The following is a 13,407-nucleotide window of genomic DNA, read 5'->3' as shown; positions in this document are numbered from 1 at the left end:
AGATTGATTAGTGGATCAGCCAAAACTCCCGCGCCACTTCATAACCGGTAACGGCCTGTTTGGTTGAAATGGTGTTGTAGTAGAGGTAATAGAGCAGGAAGAACACCAGCATGGCATACAGCGCTGGCTTCCAGGATCGCCTTGCCTGATAAATCAGCGAGGTCAGGATGATCGGCTCGACCTGCTGCAGATAGTTGGACAGGCGCGAACCTGACGGGAAGTTATACAGGAAGATCCTGATCGCTCCGCCGATGGCAAAACTTAAAATCAGCAGATAGTTAAGGCGATACTGGGCGTAATTCTCGCGCTTCAGCTTATCGGTCAGCATGAAATAGAAGAAGACAAACACCAGCATGATGTTTTTCAGGTTCGATACGGCCAGGATGCTGCCACCCATTGCATAGGAAGGGTCATTGTTATAGCCCGATGCCCTCTCTCCCAGCGATCCCAGATGACCGGCAATCAGGGCAATAAAGCCCGAGCCGCCCACAACCGATAGTGGCAGACTGGCAACGATGATAATGACCGGCCACCAGCGCCAGTCCCGGATAAACAGGAACGGCACAAGCGTCACCACCATGACACCGGTGTTATGGCTCGTGAACGACAGAATAAAGAAGGCAAATGCCCACCAGTAGCGCTTGAGATAGATCGACCAGAGAACGCCAAGGAACAGCGCAGAACTCAGGCCAAAGCGAATCTGGTTAATGTCTTTGTTGATAAAGATGTGCGCCGAATAGAGCACCAGCGCCAGCACCGGATACGGAGACATCTTCCTGAAAAACCAGGTATTGATGGAAACGGCAATGGCGCAGAAGACAAACAGGAAAATGCTGGCATTGTGCGAAAACAGGCTGGTGAGCCAGGCCATCGCAAAAATCAGCGGTTCGTAACGGAAAAACGCAACGGTATTAAAGAAGCCATTAATCTCAATACGTCTTACAAAGTCTTCGAAGAAGCTCCGGTACTGAAAGTCATCCATGCCGGTACCAAGACCGCGTATTCCCCCGAAAATAATCAAAGTCACGGCGGCAAAACAGAGTAGCCAGGTCAGAATATAATTTGTGCGTTCGTCTTTTTTTAGCGCTATTTCAAACAGCGAAAGCAGCAGTAAAAAGCCTGATACATACCAATATGGAGCCATGGTGTGATTCCTTAATTCCACAAGTTCTCATGCCAGCAATAATCACGCTTCGCCTTCCCGACTGGCTTTACAGCGAGTCTGATTGCACGGTCACAAATTGCGTGCGGGCGATGCCTGCTGGTGATGAATTCTGTTGAGTGACGCTCGCCATGCGATTTATAGATGTATCGCTTTTGTGGGTTTGGACAGAATAACCTGTGTAAATTGATGCGTGTCGTCATTCAAAGGGACGATAAAAAGGGGCGGTCAGACCGCCCCCTGTTTTATTGCTCAATGATCAGCTTTTGTTCGTCTTGCCGTAGTCATAGGCGTAGTAGTCATACCCATAGCCATACGCATTAGCGGCTTTACGCACCACGGCGTTGAGGATCACACCTTTAATCTCAATACCGTTCTGGGCAAAGCGTTTGAAGCTGACGTCCACTTCTTTGGTGGTGTTGGCTTCGAAACGCGCCACCATCAGTGAGGTGCCGGCCAGCTTACCGATGATAGAGGCATCGGTGACGGCCAGGATTGGCGGCGTATCGATTAACACCAGGTCGTAGTTCTTGCTCGCCCACTCCAGCAGCTCACCCATGCGACGATGCATCAGCAGCTCAGACGGGTTCGGCGGAACCTGCCCACGTGGCAGGAAGTCGAAACCGTACACGCCCTGCTGAATCAGCGCCGGGCTGAACTCAGTTTTACCGGACAGCACGTTGGACAGACCTGATTTGTTATCTGCGCCCAGCAGTTCGTGGGTGTAACCACGACGCATGTCGCCATCGATAAACAGAACACGCTGACCCGCTTTCGCGACCAGGGTCGCCAGGTTGGCACAGATAAAGGTTTTACCAATACCCGGGCTGGCACCGGTGATCATCAGGATGTTGTTTTTCGCTTCCATCATCGCGAAGTGCAGGCTGGTACGCAGGCTACGAATCGCTTCGATGGAGAGGTCAGTCGGATTACCCAGCGCCAGCAGCGTTTCGTGCGGATCGGTTTTCACCTTGCTGCCACGACGCGCCAGGGCTTCGGTATCCTTCTTACGCTGCCAGTCTGACAGTGGAACGCTGGCATAGACATTCATGCCCAGCTCTTCCAGCTGATCCGGGTTCTCAATGCCGTGATGCAGCAGCGCTTTCAGCAGAACCAGACCCACTGACACAAACAGACCGAAAATCAGGCTCGCGGCGATGATCAGCAGCTTCTTCGGTGCAACAGGCGAGTTAGCGGTCTGCGCGCCATCGATGATGCGGACATCACCCACGGTGCTCGCTTTACTGATACCCAGCTCCTGCTGACGGTTCAGCAGCTGCATGTAGATCTCCTGACCAGACTGAACGTCACGGGTCAGACGCAGGATTTCCTGCTGAGTCTGTGGCATGCCAGCAATTTTCTTGTTCAGCTGAGCCTGCTCACCTTCCAGCGTTTTGCGTTTTTCAAGCAGCGCGCGATACGTCGGGTGATCTTTGGTAAACAGCTGAGAGACTTCGGCTTCACGGAAGGTCAGTTCGTTCAGCTGACTCTGCACGCTGACAGAGGAGTCCAGAGCGGATTTCGCTTCCAGTGACAGGTCAACAGATTCGTTCTGACGACGGAAGGTGTTCAGCTTGTCTTCCGCTTCATCCAGCTTGCTGCGCACGGCAGGCAGCTGAGTGCGCAAGAACTCCAGGCTTTTCTCTGCCTGCGCTGACTTGCGCTCAACGTTCTGTAACAGATAGTTATTCACAATCTGGTTCAGCACTTTACTGATCTGCTCTGGATCTTCACCCAGATACTCCAGACCCAGCACGCCGGTATCTTTACCTTTGTCTGCCACGGTCAGGTTAGAGAGCACTGAACGGATCGCCTGCAGGTTATTCAGCTTGGTCACGGTGAAGCTGGTGCCTTCATCAGCGTGAATCTCGCTGACCAGCATGCTGATGTCGCCGTGCGACTCCAGCTGGCCGACTTTACCTTTGAACAGCTCATCGCCATCTTTTGAGACGGTGTAGCTATCCGGACCGGTCACTTCCAGTTCAACGTTACGTTTGTCGATAGTGCGTGGGATTTCCAGGCGCGAAATCGCGATACTGGCGGGTTTGTTGCCCATCAGGCGCGACAGACCTTTACCGATAACCGGGAAATAGTTCTGCTCAACGACGGTATCCAGACCCAGATCGTCAACGGTTTTGCCGATGACCATACGGGATTCCAGAATCTCGATTTCCGTATCAGAGGCTGGTGTCGGTGGCAGAATGCTGTCAATTTCGTTCAGAACGGTGCTGGCATTCTTCTGCTCAACCTGAACTAACGCATCTGCGCTATAAATGGGTGTTGCAAACAGTGTGTAGAGTGTTCCCGCCAGCATGAAAAAAGCGGTAACGGCAACAATGATCCAGCGATGATCAATTAGCTGTCCCACAAGATGCGCCAGATCCCATCCATTCGAATCCTCTCCCGGCGCGGTTCTGACCTTATTTTTTATATTCATGGATAATCCCAACTATCGGCTTAATACGTTCACCCACTTCTGGGTAGCGTTTTCCAGTAATCCGTAAATCTCTTCAAAGGCCTCACGGCTTTTTCTGTACGGATCCGCAATTTCTTTCTGATTGAGCCAGTGCCCAAGCAGCATGGTTTTGCCACGCGCGGCCGGGTCGATGCGATTCACCTGTTCAATATGTCGCTTTTCCATCACCAGAATCAGGTCAACGTTGCGGCACATCTCTGCCGTCAACTGTTGCGCCTCATGTCCTTCCAGCGACAGACCCTGCGCAGCAGCGACTTCAGACGCCGTCTTGTCGGCCGGGTGGCCGACCAGCGCCCCCAGGCCGGCAGAGCGAACGTCTAAATCAGGCAGCGCACGTTTAAACAGGCGCTCTCCGGTAGGAGAGCGGCAGATGTTGCCGACGCAAACGACTAACACGGACTTAATCATGACGGGACCTTAATTACCCCAGGTACGGATACGCGATGCGGCCTGTGTTGCATCGTTGATACCTGCGATGGTCGGTATCAACTGCCCAATCACACGGTTCCAGCGCGTCAGCGGCGTAGAGGTGACATAAACGATGTCGTAAGGCTGGAGCTGGAAATCGGTTCCCATCACCATGGATGCCGCATCTTTGGTGTTCAACTGATAGATGTTGGCAATCTTGTTGCGATCGGTGCCGTGCAGTGGACGGATAACGAATACACCGGTGGCGTCAGAGGTGGTTTGATCCATCCCGGCCGCATTGCCCAGTGCTTCCGCCAGCGTCATGCCGCTACGGTCCATTTTCAGGGTAGTCTGCTGCTTCACTTCACCCATCACGAAGATTTTCAGATCATCGTTACGCGGAACGTAAAGAATATCGCCTGGATAGAGGAGGTGGTTCTGGCTCAGGTCACCATTCTGCATCAGTGCCTGCAGAGAGATGCGCTGTTCACGACCGTTGTGCGTCAGCACCACGTTGCGCCAGTCAGCATCAGCGGCCAGGCCGCCAGCGGCGTTGATCGCATCCAGCACCGTCAACGGAACGTTGGTGATGGGCTGCTGACCTGAAGTGGTCACTGAACCCGTCACATAGGTTTTCTGTGATTTGAACGAGGCGATGCTGACATCAACCTGTGGGCTTTCAATGTACTGAGCCAGACGACGTGACACTTCGTCACGTACTTCGCCGACGGTACGGCCCGCTACACGCACACGACCGATGTAGGGATAGAAAATGGTGCCGTCAGAATGCACCCAGTTACCGGTGTCGCTGGCGCTTCGGTACTGACCCGCTGGGGTGGTCAGTTCCGGGTGGTCCCAGACCGTTACGGTCAGGACATCGCCCACACCGATGCGGTATTCGTAGTTCTGAATTTCGTTCTGCAGGGCAGGATTCGTCTGAGCCACCAGTGGCTTCGGACGCATCCTTTCAACCAGTGAAGGCGTTAACGGGAAGACGTTGACATATTTATCGATGTCAAAGTTGCTATCCTGCTGTTCAACAACATCTTTTCCTGATGTAGAAAGGTGAGAACCTGGTTCGATCGTACACCCGCTAAGGAATGTGGCGGATACCAGCAAGGGTATCAATTTCATTTTGATTGTAATCATTTAGATCTTCGCTATCAGTTATTTATTGATAGAGGCGAAACCGCCGCTGTGTAAGCGTCCAACAAAAAGTAAATCCTACCTGACTTAAGCACTGAACCTGTCGTTCATTATCCTTGCTCCACTTGTTATAAGTAGCGGCCATCTACCAGGGTGTACCCTGAACGCCACGCATCATAGCGGACTATGGATGCACAGCGATATCCCTGATGATGGCCACTATCAACGACACGCCTGACAACGGCAAAACACCTCTGAGCGCGCATTAACGCGCTCATTCCGACTCACGATTAATAGGCACCATCGCGTTTCAACACCACGCCCACTGTTTTAAACAGAATCGCGATGTCGTTCCACAGTGACCAGTTTTTCACGTACCACGAGTCGAAATAGACGCGGGTTTCATAGTCAACATCATTACGACCGCTGACCTGCCACAATCCCGTCATGCCTGGCTTTGCCATCAGGTAATAATCAACATCACCGGCATAACGACAGAGTTCATCTTCAATGACCGGACGCGGTCCGACCAGACTCATATCACCGCGCACCACGTTCCAGAGCTGAGGGAGCTCATCGAGGCTTGTTTTACGGATGAAGTGGCCCACTTTAGTAATACGTGGATCATTTTTGAGTTTGAAATCTTTATCCCATTCCGCACGGGCAATCGGATCGGTACGAAGTACCTCTTCCAGCACTTCTTTTGAATTAATGACCATCGAGCGGAATTTCAGGCATTTGAATTTACGGCCATTCATTCCCACACGCTCGTGACCATAAATCGGTGGTCCACCGTCACGACCCACCAGGAAGCCCAGTACCAGCAGCGCTGGCATCAGCATCAGGATAATCGAGAGCGCACCCACGATATCGAATGCCCGCTTCAGGAAGCGCGACGTGCGTTTAGCCAGGTTGTTCTGAACCCGCAGGATCATCACTTCATGGCTGAAGATATAGGCCATGTCGGTACCGTAGAGCGGTACACCACGCAGGGTTGGGATCACTGACACTGAACGGCAGTTGTGCATCGCCAGCGATTTAAGCCAGACATCACGGTACTGACTCTGCTCATACTCAACGGCAACGATAAACTGCGTTTCGCTGTTGGTGAGGCTCCAGAGCTCCTGCTCGTCGCGCAGCACCGGCACGCCGTTCATGATCTCCTGCGGACAGGTTCCATCAACGTCATAGAAGGCGATAACGTCAAAACCCATGACCTCTTCGCTTTGCAGCGCCTGCCAGGCTTCATGCGCATTTTTGCTGCTGCCGATAATAATGGTCTGTTTTTTCCACAAGCCATTTTTATTCAGCAGACGTTTAGAAAGCGCGCGGCAGGTCGGAATTAAAATCAGCGCCAGGATCCAGGTCAGTAACCAGACGAAACGCGACATCTGCCACTGCGACAGGGCGGTAATCGACAGGTCGATAACAGAAAATATAAGAATGGTACGAAAAACTTCTTTTAATTCGAACCAGAAAGGTTTGCGGTAAGTGTAGTGACGCAGCCTTACCCAGAACCAGCCAATACAAATTACCGACAGACAAATGTGTGTGGCAATTTTTAAATTCATTTCTTTTTCAGAAATATCTGCCAGCGGCGAATCTGACTGCAAATTAATTAGCATCATCGCCAAAAAGAACGCTGCGTTGAAACAAATTAAGTCTGAACATGCCAGCATTAATTTGGTAATAAGACTTTTAAACGTAAATTCTGTATCGCGCATATTTAACTCTTTATTTTATTTCCTTAAACCCGCAACGGCTATCGCCTGTTTAATCATTAAGCGACGAAACCTCTCCAGAGTGAGCCGTTTCTAAGGGGAGCTCCTGCGGCGTTTACGCCAATGATCTTAACCATGAAACCAATAATATCGTGATGAATACCAACAGATTACTCTGACTTAACCACCGCCAGCGCTGCTCACTTTATCAACAAAAACGCGATTCGGGCACGCTACCGCCCTTGGCTGTCGCTGCCAATATCGCTGTCATCATTCATAATGCTCCCCGTAATGTGTTAGCGTTACCGCAACGCATCATACAGACGTTCACAGGCGAATTACTCATTCGTGACATTGCGATTAATGTCGAATAGGTACGCAGATTACGACTCTGGGGCAGAGTTTGCTAACTTGTTGCTATACTAGTTATTACTGGCTTGTTTACAAGCAGGTCCCGCCATCCCTGGACTATTTTAGGAAAAAGACTACCAGCAATTAGTATTGAGGCCTGACGGGCAGTGCAATCCTTTCTTCAAAATTCGGATTAATGCCATACTCCCGATGAGATAAATCGCATAAGCCCGGCAGGTGAATATCTCTTTCCTGTCAGCCAATGACTAAGAATTATCTCTACTGCGCCCTGTGAAGTTAATCAAAGCGTCACACTATTATGTTCATATTTTGCACGATATAGCGCGGTTATCTGAGAACATGCCCCCTGCCCTGCCATTTGTACGTGGCTTCGCACTCCACTATCATCAGAGAAAACTCAATTTAAGACATTCAGGTGAACAACGCATGCTGGAGGTAATTGCAGATCCCTCGCTATGGGCGGGATTAGTAACGCTAATCGTTCTGGAACTGGTTTTAGGCATCGACAATCTGATCTTCATCGCCATCCTGGTTGAGAAGCTTCCAGGACCGCTTCGCGACCGCGCGCGCGTGATTGGACTGCTGCTGGCGTTATTGTGCCGATTATTGCTGCTGGCATCGCTTTCCTGGCTGGTTACGCTGAAAGAACCCTGGATTACGCTTATGGGCCACCCCTTCAGTGCGCGCGATTTACTGTTGCTGACAGGCGGGATTTTCCTGCTATTTAAAGCCACCACAGAGTTGAATGAGCGTCTTGAAGGGGGTGATGAGGCGTCCGGTCAACAAAAAGGCGGCGCTAAATTCTGGCCGGTGGTGGCGCAAATCGTGGTGCTGGATGCCATCTTCTCGCTGGATGCGGTAATTACTGCCGTCGGCATGGTTAATGACTTACCGGTCATGATGATTGCGGTCACCATCGCCATTCTGCTGATGCTGCTCGCCAGCAAGCCGTTAACCCGCTTCGTGAACAACCATCCGACGATTGTGATCCTCTGCTTAAGCTTTCTGCTGATGATCGGCTTCAGCCTGGTGGCAGAAGGCTTTGGCTTTGTGATCCCCAAAGGCTACCTCTATGCGGCAATCGGCTTCTCGGTGGTCATTGAGGCACTGAACCAGCTGGCGCACTTTAATCGTCGTCGGGTGCTGTCGGCCGGTCGTCCGCTACGCCAGCGCACGGCGGAAGCGGTGTTACGCCTGCTGCGCGGCGCGGCAGAACCGGCGGAACTGGATGCGAAAACTTCGTCACTGATTGCTGACAGCGATGACAGCATGCTGTTTAACCGGCAGGAACGGGTGATGATTGCCCGCGTACTGGGCATGGGTCAGCGCCACATTAACAGCATCATGACCTCGCGCCACGACGTCGAACATATCGATCTCAGTGATGATCCGGCAGAGATTATGTCGCGCCTCGACCGCAATCAGCACACGCGAATACTGATCACAGATCACTCCAGCGAACCGCTGGGCGTGGTTCACGTTATCGATCTGCTGCACCAGTCACTGCACCACAATTCCCTGGATTTACGCACCCTGATTCGACAGCCGCTGGTCTTTCCTGAACGGCTGACGGTGCTGCAGGCGCTGGAACAGTTTCGTCAGGCCCATACTCACTTCGCCTTTGTGGTTGATGAGTTTGGTTCGGTGGAAGGCGTGGTGACGCTGAGCGATGTAATGGAGACCATCGCCGGCAATCTGCCGAATGAGGCGGGTGAAATCGATGCTCGCTACGATATTCAGATTCAGGATGAAGGTCACTGGATTGCTAACGGTCATATGCCGCTGGAAGATCTGGCGCTCTATGTGAAATTGCCGCTCGATGAGCAGGGTGACTATCATACGCTGGCGGGATTACTGATGGATAAGCTGCAACACATCCCTCAGGAAGGCGAAGTGTTGCAACTGGGTGACTATCTGCTGCGAACGCTGCAGGTCGAAAATCATCGGGTGCAGAAAGTCGAGATCCTGCTGCAGCCCGATATCAGTTACGAGGTCTGAGCGATTAGCAGGCAGAAGGAAATGCGCCCGTTACGGGCGCATGATTTTCTTCAGGTTCTCTTTGTTCTCGCCCTCTTTCTGGCGATCGATCCACTGATTCAGCCGTGATTTCGCCTCACTCTGCAGCCGGTTACGCAGAACGTCATCCACCGGCAGAGAGTATTGCAGGCTGTCCCAGCGACCATACATGCGCAGCGGAACCGGCTGACTGGAGAGCGCCTTCACCAGCGCATCATCGCCACGCCAGCCGCTGATTTTCAGCCCCAGAGTCATATCCAGCTGTTGCTGCACCATGTCGACTTTGCCCGCACCCTGCAGGCCCAGATTCTGGCCGTTGCCATTGATATCGCTGAAGCTGAGTACGCCCTTATTCAGCGCCACCTGTGCGCTAATCGACTCAATCCCCTCATCCACCGCCTGATCGCTGCTGACCTTATCGCTGACCCGCGCCACGGCACGCTGCACCATCTGCTGCAGATTCAGCTCTGCCAGCTTCAGGTTGCTGGCGCTGATGGTCGCCCTGCCCTGCCAGCGACGTTTGGCTGCTTCGACCGTCAGCGTATCACCCGACAGGTCGCCATCCAGACTCAGGTTCCCCTGCACACTTTCCGGCAGTTCAAACGCTTTAAGCAGCGGCTGAATCGCAATTAACCGGAGTTGGGGTTTAAGGCTGACCCGCGTCTCTGGCTGACGTATATCGATACTGCCGGGAATTGAGAAGCTGCCATTGCCCAGCTTGCCGCTGAGCGTCTTCAGCGTCATCACTCCCTGCTGATTGCTGGCGTTCACCGAAAGACTGGTCAGAGAGAGTCCGCGCCATACCGCATTGTCAGCCTGTAACTTCAGCGCCAGATCCAGGTCATTCAGCGGAGAGTCGGCGTTGCTGCGTTCCCGCGGCGCAGCTATTACCGGCGAACGGGCCACGGTGGCGTGCTGCACGCCAGGTGCGTCAGAGACGGGCGCACTGGTGAGTAAATTATCGACGTTAAGGTTGCTGGCTTTCAGATCCAGCGCCAGCTGCTGCGGTGGCGCAATATGGCCACTGCCCTGCCCGGTCAGGGTGCTGTCATTGGCGGTGAGCTGCAGATTACTGAAGGAGAGCTGCTGGCGGTCGCCATCCCACTCGCCCTGCAGGCTCAGCGAGCCTTTGATCCCCTGGGCCGGAATGTCGGCGCCGGACAAGGTGTAATCAAGCTGCTGCAACTGGCCGCTGAGGCGATGGGGATATTGCGCGGCATCCAGCTGGCCTTTGAGATTCAGTGTGGCGTTGCGCTGGTTGCGCATCAGCGTGGTGCTCAGCGACAGGGTCGCCAGCTTGTTCGCGTCCTGTTCCATATTAATGTTGAGGTCGCGGAAATTATACTCGTCGCCGCCTGGCTGCTGCCAGATCAACAGACTGTCTGCTACCCGCAGTTTAGCGATATCAAATGACCAGCCGCTGGAAGGCGAAGCCGGCTCCGCATCACGCGGACCCTGAGGCGCATTTCTGGCACGCTGCGCGCGGCTATCTGGCGTCACACGCACTATCGCATTTTTCAGCATCACCTGGCTGACGCTGAGCTGATGGGATAACAGTGGCCAGAGATCAACATCCAGCCGCATGTTTTCCGCCGAGACCATCGGCTGGCTGGCACCCGGCGCGGTAAGACTCATCCGGCCGGCCAGAATGCTGAGCTGAGGCCAGACGTGCCAGCGCAGATCGCTGCTGACCTCAAGGCGATAACCACTGCGTTGTTCGACCTGCTGCACCATATAGGCACGAAAGTCGTTGGGATTGACCAGCAGCACCAGCGCGCTCATTCCCGTTACGACCACCACTAACAGGATGGCCAGCGTGGTTATCACTCTTTTCATTACATCCTCAGATCAGTCTTTGTCGATACGGCTGGCATCAGCGCCCTGCTGACCGCGATATTTCGCATCTTCACGCCGGTTGTAGGGACGCGCAGCCGGGCCTGAAAGCGGTTCAAAACTCAGCGCACCAATCAACATACCGGGACGCAGAGCCAGCGGCAGTTTACCTGAATTGTAGAACTCCAGCACGATACGGCCCTGCCAGCCAGGATCGATGCGGTGAGCCGTAACGTGTACCATCAACCCAAGTCGCGCCAGCGATGAACGGCCATCCAGCCAGCCGACCAGATCGTCAGGCAGCGTCACGGACTCCAGCGTCACCGCCAGCGCCAGCTCTCCCGGATGGAGGAAAAAGGCTTCGCCATCAGGCAATACGATCTCATCGCTCATGACCCGATCCAGTGCCGCGCTCACTTCCTGTTTCGGGCCGCTCAGATCGATAAAGGCCGCGGTATGACCGCTGAAGGTGCGGAACTGATTACCCAGACGCACATCGACGGTGGCTCCGTTAATGCGCTCGACCGGCGGGCGTGGCTCAATGGCCAGTTTGCCATTGTCCAGCCAGGCTTCAATATCGCGATCGCATAATCTCATTGCGGTAACTCCATGGCATAAGTGTAGCAAACCGGCATGCTTGCCTGCCGCCGGTCTGCACCACGTCCGGACGGACGTGTGTTATTCAAAAAACTGGTTGATTTTCGCCTTGAGGATATCGATGGCGATACGGTTTTTTCCGCCGCGCGGCACAATGATATCGGCGTACTGTTTTGATGGCTCGATAAACTGCAGGAACATCGGACGCACGGTCTTCTGATACTGACTCATTACCGAATCCATTGAGCGGCCACGCTCATTGACGTCACGTTTCATACGACGCATCAGACAGATGTCGAGCGGCGTGTCCACGAAGATAGAGAAGTTGAGTTCCTGGCGCAGACGGGCATCGGTTAACAGCAGAATGCCTTCAAGGATGATGACCTTTTTTGCGCTCAGATGATGCGTTTGCTGGGTGCGGGTGTGCTCAACGTAGCTGTAGACCGGCAGCTCAATATCCTGACCGGCTTTGACCGCCTGCAGATGCTGCAACAGCAAATCATGATCCATCGCGCTCGGATGGTCATAATTGGTTTTAACCCTCTCTTCCATGGTGAGGTGACTTTGATCTTTGTAATAAGCATCTTCCGGGATGACCCCGATGTGCTCGCCACCTACCTGATCACGGATTTCACGATAGAGCGTGCTGGCAATTAAACTTTTACCGGATGCGGAAGCGCCGGCAATGCCTACAATCACGCACTGATGAGACTTGTCAGTCATACTTTTTTAAGACCTGATAACTGGAGCCTGCCACTGGTCACACATTACGCGGGCAGCGGACGGGCCGAAATGGAGAGGGTGTGTTCGCGCTAAGTATAGGGATTTCGGCCTTTTGATGCCAGAGAAATGGCGTCGGCGACTTTTCAGACTTTCTCCTTTGGACGCCACTCATTTCACCGATAAACTAACGGCACACCATACTATAAAAAAAATGGCCTGCGCGGCGCGCTGTTCAGACAACGCGTGTCGCTAACGTGACGACCGAAGATGCATCAGGAGTGGTATGCACTGGAAGACTTTGACCTATTTTGGCGACAGCATGCTGTTGATTCCAACAGCCGTGATTATTGCGCTGATTTTGCCGTGGAAGAGTGATAATCGTCATACGGTCTTTTACTGGATTGTGGCATTTGGCCTGGCTGGCCTGACCGTCAGCATCTCTAAAATTCTGTTTCTGGGGTTTGGCATCGGCAGCGCCCGCTTTAATTTTACCGGTTTCAGCGGCCATAGTGCCATGTCCGCCACGCTGTGGCCGGTCATGCTATGGCTGATTTCCGGGCGCTGGTCCGCGATGTGGCGCATTGCGGCGATTGGGGTTGGTTATCTGATTCCCCTGATGGTCGGTTTCTCCCGCCTGGTCATCCACGCACACTCAAAAAGTGAGGTGGTCACCGGGCTGCTGCTGGGCTTCACGCTGAGCACGGCGTTTCTGATCTCCCAGCGTCGCACCTCGCTCAAAGGCTTCAGCTGGCCGCAGGTCGGTGCTGCGCTGTTAGTGCCGTTTGTATTGATGAGTCACGGTCGTGTCGCCACCACGCAGCAGTTCCTGGAGCGTTTCGCCGCCAGCCTTGCGGGCATGGAGAAACCCTATACCCGCGCCGATCTTTTCCGCCAGTAATCAACGTGCTGGCAATCAATCTTAGCGTGCCCGTCAATTCGCCGAATAACGGGCA

10 protein-coding genes are annotated in these 13,407 nt (G+C 53.4%); 2 read left to right on the top strand and 8 right to left on the bottom strand.

Annotation, left to right across the window (positions count from 1 at the left end):
* Positions 1-7 precede the first annotated feature (7 nt).
* The 5 genes from LC417_RS00290 to wbaP form a co-directional block, all read right to left on the bottom strand.
* Complete coding sequence (locus LC417_RS00290) at positions 8-1,144, bottom strand: EpsG family protein (protein WP_010248137.1); 1,137 nt, start codon at positions 1,142-1,144, stop codon at positions 8-10.
* Between the two features lie 277 nt (positions 1,145-1,421).
* The gene (wzc, locus tag LC417_RS00285) at positions 1,422-3,599 is read right to left on the bottom strand and encodes a tyrosine-protein kinase Wzc (RefSeq protein WP_010248139.1); all 2,178 of its coding nucleotides are present in this window, start codon (positions 3,597-3,599) and stop codon (positions 1,422-1,424) included.
* A 12-nt stretch (positions 3,600-3,611) separates the two neighbouring features.
* Positions 3,612-4,046, bottom strand: a complete 435-nt coding sequence (locus LC417_RS00280) for a protein-tyrosine-phosphatase (RefSeq protein ID WP_010248142.1) — start codon at positions 4,044-4,046, stop codon at positions 3,612-3,614.
* Between the two features lie 9 nt (positions 4,047-4,055).
* Positions 4,056-5,195, bottom strand: coding sequence for a polysaccharide export protein (locus tag LC417_RS00275; RefSeq protein ID WP_010248145.1), 1,140 nt, complete (start codon positions 5,193-5,195; stop codon positions 4,056-4,058).
* Positions 5,196-5,482: 287 nt separating this feature from the next.
* Positions 5,483-6,916, bottom strand: coding sequence for an undecaprenyl-phosphate galactose phosphotransferase WbaP (gene wbaP / locus LC417_RS00270; protein ID WP_010248148.1), 1,434 nt, complete (start codon positions 6,914-6,916; stop codon positions 5,483-5,485).
* A 795-nt stretch (positions 6,917-7,711) separates the two neighbouring features.
* Between wbaP and LC417_RS00265 the strand changes: the two genes are divergently transcribed.
* Positions 7,712-9,283 carry a TerC family protein gene (locus LC417_RS00265; RefSeq protein ID WP_223565314.1) on the top strand — a complete coding sequence of 524 codons (1,572 nt, stop codon included), beginning with the start codon at positions 7,712-7,714 and terminating at the stop codon, positions 9,281-9,283.
* A 30-nt stretch (positions 9,284-9,313) separates the two neighbouring features.
* Here the strand turns inward: LC417_RS00265 and asmA are convergent, their stop codons facing one another.
* From asmA to udk, 3 genes are all read right to left on the bottom strand, one after another.
* Entirely contained in the window at positions 9,314-11,137 is a 1,824-nt protein-coding gene (gene asmA, locus LC417_RS00260; RefSeq protein ID WP_111534039.1) for an outer membrane assembly protein AsmA, read from the bottom strand.
* A 12-nt stretch (positions 11,138-11,149) separates the two neighbouring features.
* Entirely contained in the window at positions 11,150-11,731 is a 582-nt protein-coding gene (gene dcd / locus LC417_RS00255; RefSeq protein WP_004571280.1) for a dCTP deaminase, read from the bottom strand.
* Positions 11,732-11,812: 81 nt separating this feature from the next.
* Positions 11,813-12,454: a uridine kinase gene (gene udk / locus LC417_RS00250; RefSeq protein WP_010670982.1), complete on the bottom strand. Its 642-nt coding sequence runs from the start codon at positions 12,452-12,454 to the stop codon at positions 11,813-11,815.
* Between the two features lie 283 nt (positions 12,455-12,737).
* Between udk and LC417_RS00245 the strand changes: the two genes are divergently transcribed.
* Positions 12,738-13,352 carry a phosphatase PAP2 family protein gene (locus LC417_RS00245; protein ID WP_010248160.1) on the top strand — a complete coding sequence of 205 codons (615 nt, stop codon included), beginning with the start codon at positions 12,738-12,740 and terminating at the stop codon, positions 13,350-13,352.
* Positions 13,353-13,407: the final 55 nt, after the last annotated feature.

Origin of the sequence: Pantoea sp. OVA07A (assembly GCF_019969975.1) — a bacterium.
In the GTDB taxonomy this organism is placed as follows: domain Bacteria; phylum Pseudomonadota; class Gammaproteobacteria; order Enterobacterales; family Enterobacteriaceae; genus Pantoea; species Pantoea agglomerans.
Note: the sequence above shows the minus strand (reverse complement) of the source record. Positions and strands in the feature narration are given on the sequence as shown.

Bases quoted from the DNA above. Each gene is read 5' to 3' on its own strand.
- LC417_RS00290 (WP_010248137.1), bottom strand. From the start codon at position 1,144: ATGGCTCCATATTGGTATGTATCAGGCTTTTTACTGCTGCTTTCGCTG.
- wzc (WP_010248139.1), bottom strand. From the start codon at position 3,599: ATGAATATAAAAAATAAGGTCAGAACCGCGCCGGGAGAGGATTCGAAT.
- LC417_RS00280 (WP_010248142.1), bottom strand. From the start codon at position 4,046: ATGATTAAGTCCGTGTTAGTCGTTTGCGTCGGCAACATCTGCCGCTCT.
- LC417_RS00275 (WP_010248145.1), bottom strand. From the start codon at position 5,195: ATGATTACAATCAAAATGAAATTGATACCCTTGCTGGTATCCGCCACA.
- wbaP (WP_010248148.1), bottom strand. From the start codon at position 6,916: ATGCGCGATACAGAATTTACGTTTAAAAGTCTTATTACCAAATTAATG.
- LC417_RS00265 (WP_223565314.1), top strand. From the start codon at position 7,712: ATGCTGGAGGTAATTGCAGATCCCTCGCTATGGGCGGGATTAGTAACG.
- asmA (WP_111534039.1), bottom strand. From the start codon at position 11,137: ATGAAAAGAGTGATAACCACGCTGGCCATCCTGTTAGTGGTGGTCGTA.
- dcd (WP_004571280.1), bottom strand. From the start codon at position 11,731: ATGAGATTATGCGATCGCGATATTGAAGCCTGGCTGGACAATGGCAAA.
- udk (WP_010670982.1), bottom strand. From the start codon at position 12,454: ATGACTGACAAGTCTCATCAGTGCGTGATTGTAGGCATTGCCGGCGCT.
- LC417_RS00245 (WP_010248160.1), top strand. From the start codon at position 12,738: ATGCACTGGAAGACTTTGACCTATTTTGGCGACAGCATGCTGTTGATT.